The sequence below is a fragment of the Pengzhenrongella phosphoraccumulans genome (genome assembly GCF_045689905.1).
Taxonomy (GTDB): Bacteria; Actinomycetota; Actinomycetes; order Actinomycetales; family Cellulomonadaceae; genus Pengzhenrongella; species Pengzhenrongella phosphoraccumulans.
The window spans coordinates 1,529,470-1,545,826 of sequence record NZ_CP144210.1; the positions used below are offsets into that span (position 1 = coordinate 1,529,470).

General features: G+C 73.3%; 13 protein-coding genes. 5 read left to right on the plus strand and 8 right to left on the minus strand.

The features are described from left to right. Window positions 1–17: 17 nt before the first annotated feature. The 3 genes from VTA80_RS07115 to VTA80_RS07125 all read left to right on the plus strand — a co-directional run bounded on the left by VTA80_RS07115 (window position 18) and on the right by VTA80_RS07125 (window position 7,117). Window positions 18–770, plus strand: a complete 753-nt coding sequence (locus tag VTA80_RS07115) for an ABC transporter ATP-binding protein (RefSeq protein ID WP_407344699.1) — start codon at window positions 18–20, stop codon at window positions 768–770. Continuing rightward, the gene (locus tag VTA80_RS07120) at window positions 770–3,364 is read left to right on the plus strand and encodes an ABC transporter permease (RefSeq protein WP_407344700.1); all 2,595 of its coding nucleotides are present in this window, start codon (window positions 770–772) and stop codon (window positions 3,362–3,364) included. Before VTA80_RS07115 ends, VTA80_RS07120 begins: the two co-directional genes overlap by 1 nt. Before the next feature lie 180 nt (window positions 3,365–3,544). Then, window positions 3,545–7,117 (plus strand): S8 family serine peptidase, encoded by a 3,573-nt coding sequence (locus VTA80_RS07125; RefSeq protein ID WP_407344701.1) that lies wholly within the window; start codon window positions 3,545–3,547, stop codon window positions 7,115–7,117. 81 nt (window positions 7,118–7,198) lie between these two features. Here the strand turns inward: VTA80_RS07125 and VTA80_RS07130 are convergent, their stop codons facing one another. Beyond that, window positions 7,199–7,678, minus strand: a complete 480-nt coding sequence (locus VTA80_RS07130; protein WP_407344702.1) for a ribonuclease H — start codon at window positions 7,676–7,678, stop codon at window positions 7,199–7,201. A 105-nt stretch (window positions 7,679–7,783) separates the two neighbouring features. On the opposite strand from VTA80_RS07130, the gene VTA80_RS07135 reads away from it, so the two are divergent. Further along, entirely contained in the window at window positions 7,784–8,215 is a 432-nt protein-coding gene (locus tag VTA80_RS07135; RefSeq protein WP_407344703.1) for a nitroreductase family deazaflavin-dependent oxidoreductase, read from the plus strand. A 30-nt stretch (window positions 8,216–8,245) separates the two neighbouring features. Here the strand turns inward: VTA80_RS07135 and VTA80_RS07140 are convergent, their stop codons facing one another. From VTA80_RS07140 to VTA80_RS07160, 5 genes are all read right to left on the minus strand, one after another. After that, a complete protein-coding gene (locus VTA80_RS07140) occupies window positions 8,246–9,223 on the minus strand; it encodes a 5'-3' exonuclease H3TH domain-containing protein (RefSeq protein ID WP_407344704.1) in 978 nt (325 codons plus the stop codon). 9 nt (window positions 9,224–9,232) lie between these two features. Then, a complete protein-coding gene (locus tag VTA80_RS07145; RefSeq protein ID WP_407344705.1) occupies window positions 9,233–9,994 on the minus strand; it encodes a histidine phosphatase family protein in 762 nt (253 codons plus the stop codon). A 179-nt stretch (window positions 9,995–10,173) separates the two neighbouring features. Further along, the gene (locus tag VTA80_RS07150; protein WP_407344706.1) at window positions 10,174–11,607 is read right to left on the minus strand and encodes a hypothetical protein; all 1,434 of its coding nucleotides are present in this window, start codon (window positions 11,605–11,607) and stop codon (window positions 10,174–10,176) included. Between the two features lie 99 nt (window positions 11,608–11,706). After that, window positions 11,707–12,195, minus strand: coding sequence for an RNA polymerase sigma factor (locus VTA80_RS07155; RefSeq protein ID WP_407344707.1), 489 nt, complete (start codon window positions 12,193–12,195; stop codon window positions 11,707–11,709). Between the two features lie 152 nt (window positions 12,196–12,347). Continuing rightward, on the minus strand, window positions 12,348–13,667 hold the full coding sequence (locus VTA80_RS07160; protein WP_407344708.1) for a MinD/ParA family protein: 1,320 nt from the start codon (window positions 13,665–13,667) through the stop codon (window positions 12,348–12,350). 131 nt (window positions 13,668–13,798) lie between these two features. Between VTA80_RS07160 and VTA80_RS07165 the strand changes: the two genes are divergently transcribed. After that, a complete protein-coding gene (locus VTA80_RS07165) occupies window positions 13,799–14,035 on the plus strand; it encodes a hypothetical protein (RefSeq protein WP_407344709.1) in 237 nt (78 codons plus the stop codon). 135 nt (window positions 14,036–14,170) lie between these two features. Here VTA80_RS07165 and VTA80_RS07170 read toward each other — a convergent pair whose 3' ends face one another. After that, window positions 14,171–14,374 carry a cold-shock protein gene (locus VTA80_RS07170; RefSeq protein WP_130102167.1) on the minus strand — a complete coding sequence of 68 codons (204 nt, stop codon included), beginning with the start codon at window positions 14,372–14,374 and terminating at the stop codon, window positions 14,171–14,173. Window positions 14,375–14,652: 278 nt separating this feature from the next. Then, window positions 14,653–16,224 (minus strand): GGDEF domain-containing protein, encoded by a 1,572-nt coding sequence (locus VTA80_RS07175; RefSeq protein WP_407344710.1) that lies wholly within the window; start codon window positions 16,222–16,224, stop codon window positions 14,653–14,655. Between the last annotated feature and the right edge of the window lie 133 nt (window positions 16,225–16,357).

The window sequence follows — 16,357 nt, forward strand, 5'->3', positions numbered from 1 at the left end:
CGATCGAGGACGGACCGATGGACCCCATGAGCACCGACCCGGCCGCCCCGGCCGTCATCGCCCAGGCGCGTGGCCTCGTCAAGACCTACGGCGCGGGCGAGACGGCGGTCCGGGCGCTCGACGGGATCGACGTCGACTTCGCCCGTGCGCGGCTGACGGCGATCATGGGCCCGTCCGGCTCGGGCAAGTCGACCTTGATGCACTGCATGGCCGGCCTGGATCGCGCGACGTCGGGCAGCATCGTCGTCGACGGCGCGGAGATCGGCCGGATGAACGAGCGCCAGCTGACCCGGCTGCGCCGCACGCGGCTCGGCTTCGTCTTCCAGTCGTACAACCTCGTGCCGACCCTGACCGCGGCCGAGAACATCACGCTGCCGCTCGATATCGCCCGCGAGCCGATCGACCGCGCCCACTTCGACGCCGTCGTGGCCGCCGTCGGGCTCGCCGATCGCCTGCACCACCGGCCCAGCGAACTGTCCGGCGGCCAGCAGCAGCGGGTGGCCTGCGCGCGCGCCCTGGTCTCGCGGCCCGCGGTCGTGTTCGCCGACGAGCCGACCGGGAACCTGGACTCGCGCTCGTCCGGCGAGGTGCTCGGCTTCCTGCGCCGCTCGGTCGACGACCTCGGCCAGAGCGTCGTCATGGTGACCCACGACCCGAACGCCGCCTCGATCGCGCACCGGGTGGTGTTCCTCGCCGACGGGCGGCTCGTCGGCGAGCTGTCCGACCCCACGGCGGCCACGATCCTCGACGCGCTGCGCGAGCTGTCCTGATGCGTCGCGTCGCGCTCCGCAGCATCCGCGCCCACCTGGTCCAGTTCGTGCTCTCGGTGCTCGCGGTCACGCTCGGGGTCGCCTTCGTGGCGGGGACGTTCTCGCTGCGGTCGATGCTCTCGTCGACGTTCAGCGACATCATCGACAGCGCGCTCACGGGGGACGTCTACCTGCGCGGCGCCGACGAGGCGGGCTCGACCTCCCCGACCGGCCAGGGCGGCCTGGGCGGGTCCCGCAACGCGATCCCGCTGACGCTGGCCGACGACGTCTCAGCGGTCGGCGGCGTCGCCGTCGCCCTGGCGGACGTCAACGGTCCGGCCGTGCTGGTCGGGGCCGACGGGCTCGCGGTGGCGCAGGGGCAGGCACCGAGCTTCGCGCAGGCGCTGAACCCCGGTGACCCCGCCGTGCACGTCGTCGCCGGCCGGGCGCCGACCGGTCCCGCCGAGATCGCCCTCGCCTCCGAGACCCTGGCGAAGTCGGGGCTCACGCTCGGCGCGTCGACCAAGGCCGTGATCGCCGGCTCGCTGCAGGACGTCGTCGTCGTCGGGACCGTCGACTACGGCGCGCCGCTGGCGGGCGCCACCGTGCTGTTCCTCGACCCCGCGACCGCGGTGCGCGCGTACGCGCCGACCGGGTTGGTGCAGACGGTCACGGTGTACGCCGATCCGGGGGTCTCGCCGCAGACCCTGGTCGACCGGCTGCAGCCCGTCGTCGCGGCCGCGGCCGGGGCGAGCGCCGAGGTCGTCACCGGGGACCGGCTTCGGGCGGACGCCCGCGCGCAGATCGACACGGCGCTCGGGTTCGTCGAGACGTTCCTGCTGGTCTTCGCCGGGATCTCGCTGTTCGTCGGGGCGTTCATCATCGCGAACACGTTTGCGATGTCGGTGCGCCAGCGCATGCGGGAGCTCGCGCTCCTGCGCGCGCTGGGCGCGTCCCCGACGCAGGTCTTCGCCTCGATCCTCATCCAGGCGGCCGTCGTCGGGCTGTTCGGCTCGGCGCTGGGCGTGCTCGCCGGCTTCGGGCTGGTCTCCGCGCTGCGGGTGATCCTCTCGCGGTTCGGCATGAGCCTGTCCGGCCGCATCCCGCTCGAACCGTCGACGATCGCCCTGTCGCTCGCGATCGGCACGCTCGTGAGCCTCGCCGCCGCCGCCCTGCCCGCCCGGCGCGCGGCGCTGACGCCGCCGGTCGAGGCGATGCGCGACGACGTCGTCGTGCTCGAACGCACGCTGCGCTGGCGAGCCCTGACCGGGAGCCTGCTGACCGCGGCCGGCGTGGCGGCGGTCGTGGCGGCCGTGGCGGCTCCGGGGTCCGACGGCGGTCCCCGGCTCGGCGCGGGTGCTGCCGCCGTGCTCGTCGGCATGCTCGTGCTCGCCCCGGTGATCGCCCGCTCGTCGCTCGGGGGCCTCGCCGCCGTCTTCGTCGTGACCCTCAAGCCCATCGGCCGGCTCGCGCGCGGCAACGTGACCCGCAACCCGCGCCGGACGGCCAACACCGCCGGCGCCCTGATGATCGGGATGGCGCTCGTGGGGGCGTCGTCGGTCCTGGCGTCCTCCGCGCAGGGGTCCACCCGGTCGATCGTCGCCGAGACCTCGACGGCCGACTTCGTGCTCCGGTCGCCTGCGGCCGCGATCCCCGCCGACGCGCTCACGGCCGTCCGCGCGCTGCCCGACGTCGCAGCGGCCGACGCGGTGACGCTCGGCTCGGTGCTGATCGCGACAGCGGGCGAGGCTGCGGGTACGACCGCGGGCGGGACCGCGGCGCCGGAGCCGCCGACGGTCGTCGTCGGGCTCGATCCGGGGGCATTCGGGCGGACGATGGACATCACCACGACGGACGGCTCGTTGGCCAGCCTCGCGGACGGTGAGGTCGCCGCCCAGAAGAGCGCGGCGAAGAACGCCGGCTGGCACGTCGGGTCCGAGCTCGAGCTGACGTCCACCGGCGCGACCCGGACGGTCACCATCGGGGCGATCATCGACTCGCCCGCGATCCAGGCTCCGATCGTGCTGCCGGACACCCTCTTCAACGAGCTGGTCCCCGCCGCCCAGGCCGCCGTCAACCTCGTGTTCGTCAAGGCCGCGCCCGGCACGGACCCGGCGACCCTGCGCGCCGACCTCACCCGGGCCGTGGCGCCGTTCGTGGTGGTCTCGGTCCTGGACAACGAGCAGTTCGCGAGCGAGCTCGCCGGGCAGGTCGACCAGGTGCTGGTGATCCTCTACGCGCTGCTCGGGCTGTCCGTCGTGATCGCGATCCTCGGGATCGTCAACACGCTGGCGCTGTCGGTGATCGAGCGCACGCGCGAGATCGGGCTCATGCGCGCCGTCGGCCTCGGCCGGCTCCAGCTCGCCGGGACGGTGATGATCGAGTCGGTGCTCACGGCGCTGTTCGGGACGGTCGTCGGGGTGACCGTCGGGGTCTGCCTCGCCGCCGCCATGCCGACGGTCTTCGCGGATGTCGGGCTCACCGACCTCGTCGTGCCGTGGGCCACGCTCGGGTGGATCCTCGCGCTCGCCGTCGTGGTCGGCGTGCTCGCTGCCGTCTGGCCGGCGACCCGCGCCGCGCGCCTGCCGGTGCTCCAGGCGGTCACCGTCGACTGACCAGCGACTCGCCGGCCTCTCCCGTTCACCCGAAAGAGTGAGAAAGGCGCCAGATCCGCTACGTTGCTCGCGGAGCACAAGGCCCGTCCCGCACGGTGGACTGGATCGGAATCCCGCAGTTCTCCGACCGCTTCGCACGACTTCGCAGCAGTCCCGAGAACCTCGCGGAATGAGTCCGAGATGCGCCGACCAGTGATCGCAGCCCTGACCAGCCTCGCCGTCGTGGTCGCCACGGCCCTCGGCGCCAGCGGCGCCGGCGCGGCGAGCCCCGATCCCGGGTCGCCCGGTCTCCCGGTCGCGGCGTCCCTGCCCGCCACGGACAAGGTGGCGCCGTCGCTCGACGGTGCCGACGGGCCGGTGACCGCCTTCGTCCAGCTGGCCGCGCCGTCTGCCCTCGACGTCGCCGAGACTGGCGCGCCCCCCGCCGAGGTGGCCGCGGCCGCGCAGACCATCGAGACCCTGGCCGACGCCGTCGTCCCCGCCTCGAGCGCCGCCCGCTCGCGCCAGGGCACCGCACCCCAGCGCATCGCCGTGACGACGAACCTCCTCGCGGGCACCCTGGTGAGCGGCGAGGCCGCCCGCATCCGTGACCTGGCGGCGTCCCCCGACGTCGTGGCGATCTACCGGATCGTGCCGAAGACCCCTGACAACAAGGGCAGTGACGCGTTCACCCGCGCCCTGGACGCGTGGACCTCCGCCGGCGCGACCGGCGCCGGCGTGCGGATCGGGGTCATCGACACCGGGCTCGACTACACGCACGCGGACTTCGGCGGCCCCGGCACCACGGCCGCGTACGCGACCGCGTACGGCACCGACGGCACCGCCGCCGTTCCCGCGGGAACGTTCGACCCCACCAAGTTCCTCGGCGGGTACGACTTCGCGGGCGCCCACTACGACGCCGACCCGGCCTCGACCCTCCCGGGCGCGACGATGACCCCCACGCCGGACGCCAACCCGATCGACGCGTACTACACGAACGGCAACTCCGGCCACGGTTCGCACGTCGCGGGCACCGCGGCCGGGTTCGGCCAGCAAGCCGACGGCACGACGTTCCGCGGCGACTACGCCGACCTGACCGATCTCACCGGCTGGCAGCAGGGCCCCGGGTCGGCGCCCGAGGCCGGGCTGTACGGCCTGAAGGTGTTCGGCGACGCCGGCGGCAGCACCGACCTGGTGATCAACGCGCTCGAGTGGGCCGCCGACCCGAACGGCGACCTCGACTTCTCCGACCACCTCGACGTGCTCAACCTGTCCCTCGGCTCGGACGCCACCCCGGCGGACGACCCCGAGAACCTGTTCGTCGACCGGCTCACCGACCTCGGCGTGCTCTCGGTCATGTCGGCCGGCAACGCGGGCGACCTCACCGACGTCGGCGGCGCACCCGGCAACGCGCGCAGCGCGCTCACGGTGGCCAACTCGGTCGGCAACACCCAGACCTACGACGCCGTCGAGGTCACCGCGGCGACCGACCCGGCGCTCGTCGGCAGCCACGCGGCCCAGAACTCGGCGAACTACACCGGGACCGACGACGTGACCGCGCCGGTCGCATACCTCGGCGCCGACGTGAACGGCTGCGCCTCGCTCGCGGACCGGGCGGCCGAGCTCGCGGGCAAGATCGCCTACCTGTACTGGGACGACAACGACACCACGCGCCCGTGCGGCAGCGGCACCCGGTTCGACAACGCCGCCGCGGCCGGCGCCGTGGGTGTGCTGCTCAGCTCCGCGATCCCGGTGTTCACCGCCGGCATCGCCGGGAACGCGTCGATCCCCGGCGCCCAGCTCACCGCGGCCACCACCACCGCCCTGCTGCCCGAGATCACCGCCGGGACCCTCACCGCGCACATCGGGCCGTCGCTCGCCGGCGTCTCCTTCGTGCGCGACGACACCGTCGGCGACACGCTCAATGCCTCCTCCTCGCGCGGCGTGCACGGCTCGCTCGGCATCATGAAGCCCGACGTCGCCGCCCCCGGCACCGCGATCTCCTCGGTCGCCGCGGGCACCGGCACCCGCGTGCACACGCTCTCGGGCACCTCCATGGCCTCCCCGCACGTGGCCGGCATCGCGGCCCTCGTACGTGGCGCCCACCCGGCGTGGAGCCCGGTCCAGGTCAAGGCCGCGGTCATGAACACCGCGACGCACGACGTGTTCCGCGACCTGGGCCCGAGCGGACCGGTCTATGGTCCCGCGCGCGTGGGGTCGGGCCGGGTGGACGCGGCGGACGCCGTGGCCGGCTCCGTCCTCGCCTACGCCACCGACGACGCCGCCGGGGTGTCGGTCGCGTTCGGGGTCGTGCCGGTCGCCGCCAAGACGGTGGTGCAGCGCAGGTCGGTCACCGTGACGAACACCGGTTCGGCGACGGTCCGGTACGCGACGTCGTTCGCGGGCGCCACGACCGCGGGCGGCGCCACCATCACGACGTCGCCCGCCTCGATTCGGGTCCGCCCCGGTGATTCGAAGCGCGTCACCGTGACGCTCACCGCCAACCCGAGGACCCTCGCGAAGGACCTCGACCCGACGTCGTCGGCCAGCTACGACCTCGGCGTCGTGATCCCGCGCGACTACCTCGCGACGGTCTCCGGACGCCTCGTGCTCACGCCCGACGTCGGCGCCGAGCTGCGGGTCCCGGTCTCGGCCGCCCCCAAGCTCGTCAGCGACCTCGCCGCTCGCCCCGTCGCGTTCGCGGGCGTGACCGCCGACACCGCACCGCTCGCCATCGCCGGTCGCGGGGTGGACTCGGGCGGCTGGCTCTCGCTGTTCGCGCCGATGCAGCTCGCGGCGACCAGCCCGCAGCTGCCCGACGCCGGCGTCGAGACGTCGCCGTCGTCCATCGCGGCCGGAGACGTGCGCTCCGTCGGCTTCTCCTCCACCGCGCCGCAGCTCGCGGCCGCGAACCTTGACCCGGCGAACGGCACGATCGGCATCGGCATCGCGACCCAGGGCGAGTGGGCGAGCCTCGGCACCGCCGTCATCCCCATCATCGACACCGACGTCGACGGCGACGGGACGCCCGACCTGCAGACGGTCGTGCAGAAGTTCTCCCCCGAGGTCGACGTCACCACCGCGCAGACGTACTCGTACTCGACCGGCGAGCTGCTGGAGGAGAACGCCGTCAACGGCCTGTTCGGCGACATCGACACGACCGTGTTCGACAACAGCGTCCTGGTCGTCCCGATCAGCCTCGCCCTGGGCTTCGCCCCCGGCGTGGCCGCGACCTTCTCGGTGTGGACCTACTCCGGCTACGCGCCCGACCCGTCGGGCACCGTCGACCGGGTGGAGCCGTTCTCGATCGACCCGTACGCCCCGGCGTACTGGTTCGACGGCGGAGACCCCGGCGCGCTGTGGTTCATCGACGCGCCCGGCAACCCGGTCACCGTGCACCGCTCGCTCGCCCCGGGGGCCACGGCGCCGCAGCTGCTCGTGCTGCACACGCACAACGCGACGCCCGCGACCCGCGCCCAGGTCGTCGACGTCACCGCCCCGGTGCCGACCGCGACCACCGTCGAGCTCGCGGTCGGTGGCGGCGGCCGCGGCAACTTCCGGCTCACCGCGACCGTCGACCCGCCGAAGGCGGACGGCACCGTCCAGTTCTTCGACGGAGCCACCCAGATCGCCACCGCACCCGTCCGCGGCGGCGGCAAGGCCCGCGCCACCGTCCCGCTCGGCGGCGGAACTCACTCGCTGACCGCACAGTTCACGCCGACCACCCCGGACTGGCTGCCGTCAACCTCCACCCCGGTAGCGATCACCAACTAACACCCCCCGCCGAACTCGGAGGTTCGGTTCGAACTCGGACACCACAGTGTCCGAGTTCGCCGCAAACCTCCGAGTTCGGCGTCAGAACAGGACGCCGTGGGGGGATTCGTTCCGGGGTGGGGTTGCGTCGCCCCGCTGGGCCGCTCTTGCCGCTTGGCCCGCGAGGACGTCGGCGCGTTCGTTGAACTCGTTGCCGACGTGGCCGCGCACCCAGGTGAACGCCACCGGGCCGGCGCGGTCGGCGATCGCCTTCTCGATGCCCTGGACGACGGCGAGGTTCTGCACGGGTGCGCCGCCCGCCGTCCGCCAGCCCTTGCGCTTCCAGCCCTGCACCCACACGGACGCGCACTTGATCGCGTACTGCGAGTCCGACTCGATCTGCAGGTGCTCGCTCCCGGGGTGGGACTCGATCGCGTCCCGCACCGCCATCAGCTCGGCGAGCTGGTTGGTTCCCGAGGCGATCCCGCCCGACGACCACGTCCCGTCGTGGTTCACCCACGCCCAGCCGCTCGCGCCGCCCGGGTTGCGCAGGCAGGAACCGTCGGTGCTGACCGTGATCACGTGGCGCTCCTCGCATCGCGCCCGGAGGTGCCCGGACCGGGAGCATTCTGCCCTGCCCTGCCCCACCCCGGGCCGGCCGGGTCTCGCGGGGTGTTGACTGGCCCCATGCCTCTTTCCGGTGAGTACGTGCCCAGCCCCGAGAAGTGGGTCCGCGACCAGGTCGAGCTCATCGAGAGCTCGGGCGGCACGCAGGGCACGACGCTGCGCGGCATGCCCGTCGTCGTCCTCACCACCCTGGGGGCGAAGTCCGGCAAGCTCCGTAAGAGCGCGCTCATGCGGGTCGAGCACGACGGCGTCTACGCCGTCGTCGCCTCGCTGGGCGGCGCCCCGAAGAACCCCGTCTGGTACTACAACGTGGTCGCCCACCCGCAGGTCGAGCTCCAGGACGGCCCGGTCCGCCAGGACCTGACCGCACGCGAGATCACGGGTGCCGAGAAGGCGCTGTGGTGGGAGCGCGCGGTGGCGGCCTACCCGCCCTACGCGGACTACCAGACCAAGACCCCGCGCGAGATCCCGCTCTTCCTCCTCGAGCCGTAGTCCCGCGGCGGTCGGTCCGCCGCGATCCGGTCAGCGATCAGCCGAAATCGCGGTCACGATCCGGGTCACGCTCGACGCGAGCCCCCAGCGTTCGGCCAGGGCGACGAGCGCGTCCGGGTCGGCCGGCGTGAGGGGGATCGCGTCGTCCACCGAGCCGACCGGGGCGTCGGGCACCACGCGGACCACGCCGGGCGCCACCTCGAGGTAGGCGGCGGCCTCCGTCAGCCGCGCGCGCTGGGTGGCCGTGAGCCCGGGGTCGCCCGCGTCCCGGGCGGCGAGGACCCCGGCCAGGTCGCCGTACCGGCCGAGGAGCGCGACGGCGGTCTTCTCGCCGATGCCTCGCACGCCGGGCAGCCCGTCGCTCGGGTCCCCGCGCAGCACGGCCATGTCGGCGTACGCCTGCCCGGTCGGCACCCCGTACTTCTCCCGCAGCCGCCCCTGGTCGACGACGTCCAGGTCGCTCACCCCGCGCGACGTGTACAGCACGCGCACCCCCGCGTCGTCGTCCACGAGCTGGAACAGGTCGCGGTCCCCCGTGACGATCTCGACGCGGCGGCCGATCGCCGTCGTGCCCAACGACGGCTGGCCCGACGACTCCTGGCCCGCCGCCTCGCGCGCCACCAGGGTGCCGATCACGTCGTCGGCCTCGTACCCGGGGGCGCCGACGCGCGCGATCCCGAGGGCCGCCAGGACCTCGACGATCACCGGGATCTGTGGGATCAACCCCTCGGGGGTCTCCTCGGCGTCGGTCCCGGGCACCCGGCGGTGGTCCTTGTAGGTCCCGATGGCCGCGACCCGGAACGCCGGCCGCCAGTCGTCGTCCCAGCAGGCCACAAGCCCGCCGGGGCGGCGGTCGACGATCAGCCGGGCCGTCATGTCGAGCAGCCCGCGCACGGCGTTGACGGGCACGCCGTCGGGCGACCGGATCGAGTCCGGGATCCCGAAGAAGGCGCGGTAGTACAGCGAGGCGGTGTCGAGCAGCAGCAGTGGCTGGTGGGGCTCCGGCATGGCAGAACGCTACGCCCGGGGAGCGGGCCAGGTGCGTCGCGCCGTCGTCGGAACGGGGCCGGTCGCCGGCCCGCCGGTGCGGTGCTCGCCCAGGTGCGACTCGAGGTTGAACACGTCCACGGACCATCGACCCTCGCCGTCCGGGCGGACCAGCCGGGTCACCGACGCGTTCCGCACGGCCGCGGACTCGCTGATGGCGAGCACGTCGGCCTCGGACAGGCCCTCGCAGATGTAGCGGATGACCAGGATGACGGCGTCGTGGCAGACGACGAGCACCCGCCGGTCGTGCTCCTGCCGGTCGAGGTCCACGAGCAGCGCACGGACCCGCAGCGCCAGGTCGGCCCAGGACTCGCCCCCAGGAGGTCGGTGGTAGAACTTCCCGAGCCACCGCCGTCGGGCGGCCTCCTCGGGCGCCCGCGCCTCGACCCCGGCCGTGGTGAGCAGGTCGAGGATCCCGAGCTCGCGGTCGCGCAGCCGCTCATCGATCGCGATCCGCAGCGGGAGCCCGCTGCTCGCGACCGCGATCTGCGCGGTGTCCAGCGCCCGCACGAAGGGTGAGCACCAGATGCTGTGCGGGGCCCCAGCCGGCCCGAGCCGACCGAGCCAGTCGCCGAGCGCCTCCGCCTGCCGGACTCCCCGCGGGGTGAGCGGCACGTCCGGGTCGCGCATCGCGAGCTCGATCACCTCAGCCCCCGCCGCCTCGGCGGCATCGGCCGCGACGTTGCTGAGGCTCTCGCCGTGCCGAACCAGCAGCAGCTCCGTCGCGCCCATGCTCTGACGCTAGTTCACCCGGACCCGCCCGGGGCGCACCGGCAGGGCACCGAGACAAGAAAGGACGACCCGACGCATCCGCAGGGGGCTGGGAACGTCGGGCCGTCACACTTATGCTAGCGCGTTTCGGGGGGCCTGAAGCGCGCGGACCGCACCCGAATGTGCGACCTCATCGGGCTTCACCCGACCGACGAGAAGTTCAGCTGCGCCTCGACCACGGCCACGGCCGACCAGATCTGACCATCTTCGCTGCTCAGCTCGTATGCGGGCAGCAGCACGGTCGAACCGTCGGGCTGCGTGTACATCGTCAGGCCGAGCCGGGACGAGGTCAGGGCGATCTCCGTCACCGGCCACGAGATCGGGCTGCCGGGCTCGGCGGTCGGCGGGACCGTGCGCTCGGGCGCCGGGGCGATCTCGGCCGTGCCGAGGGTCGACGTCGTGCTGTCCGCGGCCACGCCCTTCTCGGCCGCGTACATCATCGGGCCGCCGTAGCTGGCGCCGAAGCGCGGGTCGGCCAGGCGGGCGACCGCGTCGGTCGCGCTCACGATGTCGTAGGTCCCGAGCGAGACGACCGGTGCCATCGACCCGTACAGCGACTGCACCCCGTCACCGACCAGGCCGATGCTCCAGGACACCCCCGTGCGCTGGCCGTCGAGCACCTGGTAGGCCGCGACGTAGGCGGCCTGCGGGGTGCCGGACTCGGAGGTCTCGTACTCGAACGCGCCGGGGTCGAGACCGATCGCCGCGATCAGGTCACGGGCCTTCGCGACGGCCGCGTCGCCTTGCGGCGCGTTGCCGATCGCGGCGTCCGTGCACGCCTGCGTTGGCTCGGGCACGGGCATGATGTCCGGCGCGACGGCCGAGTCGCCTGAGTCGCCCGAGCCAGCCGAGCCAGCCGAACCAGCCGCACCCGTCGAGCCGGGCTCGACGCTCTGGGTGCCGCCTCCTGTCGAGCACGCGTACGGATCGAGCGCCGGGTCGTAGAAGTTCACACTCGCGAGGCCGTCCGGCTGCAGCTGCAGCGAGGCCCCGGTGCCATCGGTCGGGCCGACCGTCCAGGCGCCGTCGGTCAGCGCGGCCGTGCCGGCCAGACCGAGCGCGCGGGCGACCCGTTCGACGGTCTCGGCGGTGAACACCTGCGCGGGATCGAACGTCCACGCCTGGGCCGAGCCCGTCTCGCGCGGGAGGTTCACGCCCGTGAAGACCGTCCGCCCCCCGTACCAGGGCGCCACCATCGAGCTGCTGAGCTTGCTGTCCGCCGACCCCGCGACCGCGTTCGGAGCCGCCTGCTCAGCCGAGCCCGGCTGGCCGAGCGTGATCGCTGCCCCGGCCGTGTTCGTCGCGACGCCGCTCCCGCCCCCGTCGTTGCCGATCGCGAAGCCCGCCGTGCCGAACATGAGCGCGCTGGCCGCGACCGCGGCCACCGGCCACCAGGTCCCCCACCCGCGGCGCGACCGCGCGGCCGCGAGCTCGTCGACCGGCTCGGCGAGCCGGGCCCGGACCGCGCCGTCGAGCGCCGCCAGGTCCGGTTCGACGCCGCGCGCCGGGTCTGCCGCGCGAAGCCGGTCGAAGATCGCGTCGGGCTGCTCGGGCGGGTTGATGCTGTCGTTCACGGCGACCTCCTGGGGCGGGCGGGGCGGGTGGATCCTCTACCTGCCCTATGTCCCGAGCGCGGGGCTACTTGCAGGTGCCCGGCACCTGCCCGACGGCGATCAGGCGCCCAGCCGCTCCGTCCAGGCCTCGCGCAGCCGGGCCCGTGCCCGAGACAGTGCGGCGTCGGCCCCGCCGCGCGAGATCCCCAGCACCGCGGCGAGCTCGTCGGCGCCGAGACCCTCCCACCCGTGCAGCACCAGGATGCGGCGGTCGCGCACGCTCAGCGCCGCGAGGACGGCGCGCAGCTCGACGTCGTCGACGGCCAGCGTGGCCGGGTCGGCGTCATCCACCTCGTCGGGAACGTCCCCGACGGGCACCGGCCGGCCCTTGCGCCGATGGTTGGCGAGCACGAAGCCCGCGGTCCGGTACAGCCAGGGCAGCTCCGCGCCGTCGGGCACGTCGTCGCGGCGCCGCCAGGCGATGGCAAGCACGTCAGCGGTGAGGTCCTCGGCGTCGTCGCGGGGTCCGCGTCGGACGAAGTACCGGTACAGCGCGGTGGCATGAGCACGGAAGAGGCCCTCGAACCAGGCGTCGTCGCGGGAGGGCACGGAGATCTCCAGACAGTGCGGCTAAGAAGCACAATGCGGCTACGAAACAGAGCGCGGCTACGAAACAGAGCGCGGCTACCTACATGGACACTGTGTCGCGACCCGGCCGCTACTTGCACCCGGATCCCGCGAGCCGTCAGAGGCCTTCGCCGTCAGAGGCCGTCTGCGACGGCGGCCGTGACCTTGAGCCAGGCCTCGCGCGTGCCCTCCTGGAGGGACTCGACGAGCAGCGGCCCGCCGGGCACCAGGGCGGGGTCGTGCGGCACGTCGAGGACGACCCGGGTGAGCTGCCCGAAGTGGTGGTGCAGGCGCGCGCGGAGCTTGGCGTCGACGTCGTCCCCCGGAGCGGACAGCACCGTCACCGCGCGGCTCACGAGGTCCTCGTACCCGGCTGCCCGGAGCGCGTCGATCGCCCACGCCGCCGACTGCGCGGTGTCCTCGCGGACCGTCGACACGATGACGAGCTGGTCGGCGGCCTTGATCGCGGCCTGCCAGTTGCTGGCCCGCATGTTGTTGCCCGTGTCGATGACCATCACGCGGTAGAACCGCACGAGCGTGCGGTGGAGCGCGGTGAACGCCGCCGCGTCGATCGACGCGGCCGAGGCGGCGTCCTCGTCCGAGGCGAGCACGTCGAACTGCGCCGAACCCTGCGAGCGGACGTAGTTGTCGAGGTCGCCCACCCGCGCCGAACGCAGGTCGGTGAACCGCGCAAGGTCCCGCAGGAGCGTCACGGCCGTGTTCGCGTGCCGCGCGTGCGCCGATCGCCAGCCGAGCGTCCCGCGGGTCTCGTTGTTGTCCCACGCGAGGGTGTACCCACCCCGGTGGATCCCGAACGTCGCCGCGATCAGCAGCGTGGCCGTCGTCTTGTGCGCGCCCCCCTTGGGGTTGAGCACGACCACCGTCTTGGGTCCGTCCAGGCTGCGCTGCACCGAGCTGATCGCGTCGCGGTGGATCCGCTCGGCGCGGCCCGGGGCGGGGTGGATGGACCCGAAGGTCAGGTGCCGGATCCTGCGGCGCCAGCCCCACTCGGCCGGGCCGGCGGGCGGTTCGGGGCGGGTCGCGAGCAGGTCGTCGAGCGTCGGGAGCCCGTGCCGCGAGCGGACCCGCTCCGGGGCGGCTGCGGCGACGCGCGACGGGGCGTCGGGCACGTCGTCGGGCCCGTCGTCGGGCCCGGTCGGCCCGCGGTGGCCACGGCTCTCGACGAGCGGGCTGTCGGCCTCTTCGACGGTACCGTCGGGGTGGATCGTCAGCAGCCACTCGCCGTCCGGGTCCTCGATGCTCAGGGTCAGCACCCGGCCCTCGTCGGCGGCGCGGCGCGCCATGAACTCGGTGACCATGCCGCCCGCAGCCCCCACGCTCGCGGCCGCGAAGCGGTGCACGGTGCCGTCGGCGACGAGCTCGGCCGTCCCGTCCCGGCGGACCTCGGCGTGCGCTGAGCCCTCGACCGGCGGCCCGTCTTCGGATTCACTCATCGATCTGCTTCCCACTCATCCCGACCTGCTTACGACATCGCCTCGCGGATTGGCCAGACCTATGACCGTCGAACCTACGCCGGGTTCACGCAGGAATCCCATTCCGGCACCGGTTCGGTCAAGATGGACCCATGCCCGCCTACCTCGCCCGGATCATCGTCTCGCCCGTGCTCGACGACGACGAGCGGCTCGGCATGGGTGATGCGCTCGGTGCGAGCGAGGATCACGAGCTGCCCGGTGGGCAGGTCCGGTTCGAGGTCCTCGGCGAGGCGCCCGACCTCGCGACCGCGACGTCAGCTGCCTACGAGCACGCGGCCGGAGTGCTCGACGGCTACGACTTCGAGGTGGACGTCAGCCAGCTGCCCTGAGCCCCGCCGGCACGGCCGACCCGGCCCCGGACGCACGAACCGGCCCCGGACGCACGAATGCCCCGGCGCAAGGCCGGGGCATTCGCGAGGTTCTAGAGCCTGTCAGACAGGCCCGTCACACCCTGAGATATGAAATCAGAGGGGGCGGATGTTCTCGGCCTGCGGGCCCTTCGGGCCCTGCGTGACGTCGAACTCAACCTTCTGGTTCTCGTCGAGCGAGCGGTAGCCGCTGCTCGAGATCGCGGAGTAGTGGGCGAAGACGTCAGCGCCGCCGTCGTCGGGAGCAATGAAGCCAAAGCCCTTTTCGGCGTTGAACCACTTCACGGTGCCAGTAGCCATTAGAAAATCTCCTCCAGGAGCGTTCGGTCGACCCCGACTGTCGGGGTCGCTCGTCGCAGTGTTCGTCGTCCGCTCCGGGAAAGGAACAAGGCGCTCCAGCCGAAGCCGTAGCGTTTAAGACGTTCGATGCACAGCAACTTCACGCGCAAGCCTAGCGCAGAGCGGGGCGCAGGGGAACGGTATGCACAACCCGGCCGCATCACAGTCCGGTACCCAGTTGCCCCGAAAGCCCCCTGACGTGCACCGCGACCCGTGCCTTCCGCTCTGAGAGAGCAGGCTCAGACCGCGACGACGCGATCCCGACCTGCCCGCTTTGCGGCGTACAGGGCAGAGTCCGCCGCGGCGATCGCGCCGTGCGCCGGGACGGGACGACCGACCCCGACCGAGACCGTCACCGCGAGACCGGCCGCGATGAGCCCCCACGGGGCGTGCCGCACGGCATGGTGCAGCCGGTCCGCGACCTCCTCGGCCGCGAGCCCGCCGCCGAAGACGAGGATGACGAACTCGTCGCCCCCGTACCGCACGAGGACGTCGTCCGCGCGGCAGTGCGCCCGCAGGATCACGGCCAGCCGGCGCAGCACCTCGTCCCCGACGGCGTGCGAGAAGTGGTCGTTGACCAGCTTGAACTGGTCGACGTCGACGAACACCGCGGCGAGGTCGTCGCCGGCCTGGTCGACGGCACCGGCGAGCATGCGCCGGTTGCCCAGCCCGGTGAGGGGGTCGAGCAGCGCCGCCTGCCCCATCCGGCTGGTCTCGGCGGTCAGCGCGCGGACCTGGTTGCGGGTCTGGAGCGACGTGAACCGCCCGTCCCGCTCCACCCACACGCGGCCGAGCGCCTCGCGGGCAAGCTGCTTCCAGAGGTCGACCGCCGGGTGCTGGCCGTGCTCGGCCACGTCGACGTCGGCCATCGCCTCCATGGCGGCGGCCGACCAGATGTCGCGACTGGCACGCTGGGCGCTCTTCCACGCCGCGCCGAGGTGCATCCGGGCGGCAGCGAAGTCGCCGTCCTGGGTCGCGGCCTCGCCGAGGACCAGTCGCGCAAGGTTCGTCTCGATGAGCTCGTCGCGCAACCGGAACCGCGTGCTGGCCTCGCGGACACGCCCGGCGGCAAAGCCCACGTACCCGAGCTTGCTGAACGCGTACGCCTCGATGACCTCGGCCCGGGCGACCATCTCCACGTTGCCCGCACTCGCCGCGACGCGACCCATCCGCAGCGCTCGCTCCGCGGCCCGGATGAGCTGCGGGGCTGCGGCGGCGGGGTCCCCGACGACGAGCAGGGTCGTCGCCCAGTAGGCGCTGAGCAGCGCCTGCTCCTGGACCACGAAGAGGTCCGCCTCGAGGTTGCCCACGGTCTCGATGCCGGCGAGCATCGCGTCGGCCTGCTCGAAGAGGTAGACCGCGCGCAGCGCGAGGGCGACCGCCATGCTCGCCGAGAGGTGGCTGTACAGGCCGGGCGTGGTGTGCGCGACGATCCACGTCGCCTCCGCGAGCGCATCCATCGCCCGGCTGACCTCGGAGACCTGGACCGAGGCCTCCGCGAGGAGCGCCAGGGCCTTGGCCCGCCACAGGGGGTCCGGCTCGTCCTCGAGCTCGTCGAGCAGGTCGAGGGCCACGGTCACCGCCTCGCGGTGCCGGCCGACCTCCTGCAGGGCGACGCCCTCGATGTACCGCAGGAACTGGGTCGTGACCCGGTCGCCCGCTGCCAGGGTGAGGACCACCCCCGCGCGGCAGGCGCGGACCGAACGCTCGGAGTAGCCGTCGATGTACATCCCATGGGCGAGGTCGGCGAGCAGGTCGAACGGTCCGAACTCCCCCGTCGGGACGAGCGTGGTGCCAGTTCGCCCCACCATCGCCGCCTCATCTCGTCCGACCGCACCGCCGCCTGGCCCATCGAGACTGGCCGATGGTATGTGGATTATCGACCGCGGAATGGTATTGACAAGGGTTACGGGCGCCAAGTCACCCTCCCGGCGGACGGCTCTG

What these genes read in the sequence shown, in the direction of transcription:
- VTA80_RS07115 (WP_407344699.1), top strand. Translation starts at nt 18, where the DNA reads ATGGACCCCATGAGCACCGACCCGGCCGCCCCGGCCGTCATCGCCCAG.
- VTA80_RS07120 (WP_407344700.1), top strand. Translation starts at nt 770, where the DNA reads ATGCGTCGCGTCGCGCTCCGCAGCATCCGCGCCCACCTGGTCCAGTTC.
- VTA80_RS07125 (WP_407344701.1), top strand. Translation starts at nt 3,545, where the DNA reads ATGCGCCGACCAGTGATCGCAGCCCTGACCAGCCTCGCCGTCGTGGTC.
- VTA80_RS07135 (WP_407344703.1), top strand. Translation starts at nt 7,784, where the DNA reads ATGCCTCTTTCCGGTGAGTACGTGCCCAGCCCCGAGAAGTGGGTCCGC.
- VTA80_RS07140 (WP_407344704.1), bottom strand. Translation starts at nt 9,223, where the DNA reads ATGCCGGAGCCCCACCAGCCACTGCTGCTGCTCGACACCGCCTCGCTG.
- VTA80_RS07145 (WP_407344705.1), bottom strand. Translation starts at nt 9,994, where the DNA reads ATGGGCGCGACGGAGCTGCTGCTGGTTCGGCACGGCGAGAGCCTCAGC.
- VTA80_RS07160 (WP_407344708.1), bottom strand. Translation starts at nt 13,667, where the DNA reads ATGAGTGAATCCGAAGACGGGCCGCCGGTCGAGGGCTCAGCGCACGCC.
- VTA80_RS07165 (WP_407344709.1), top strand. Translation starts at nt 13,799, where the DNA reads ATGCCCGCCTACCTCGCCCGGATCATCGTCTCGCCCGTGCTCGACGAC.
- VTA80_RS07170 (WP_130102167.1), bottom strand. Translation starts at nt 14,374, where the DNA reads ATGGCTACTGGCACCGTGAAGTGGTTCAACGCCGAAAAGGGCTTTGGC.
- VTA80_RS07175 (WP_407344710.1), bottom strand. Translation starts at nt 16,224, where the DNA reads ATGGTGGGGCGAACTGGCACCACGCTCGTCCCGACGGGGGAGTTCGGA.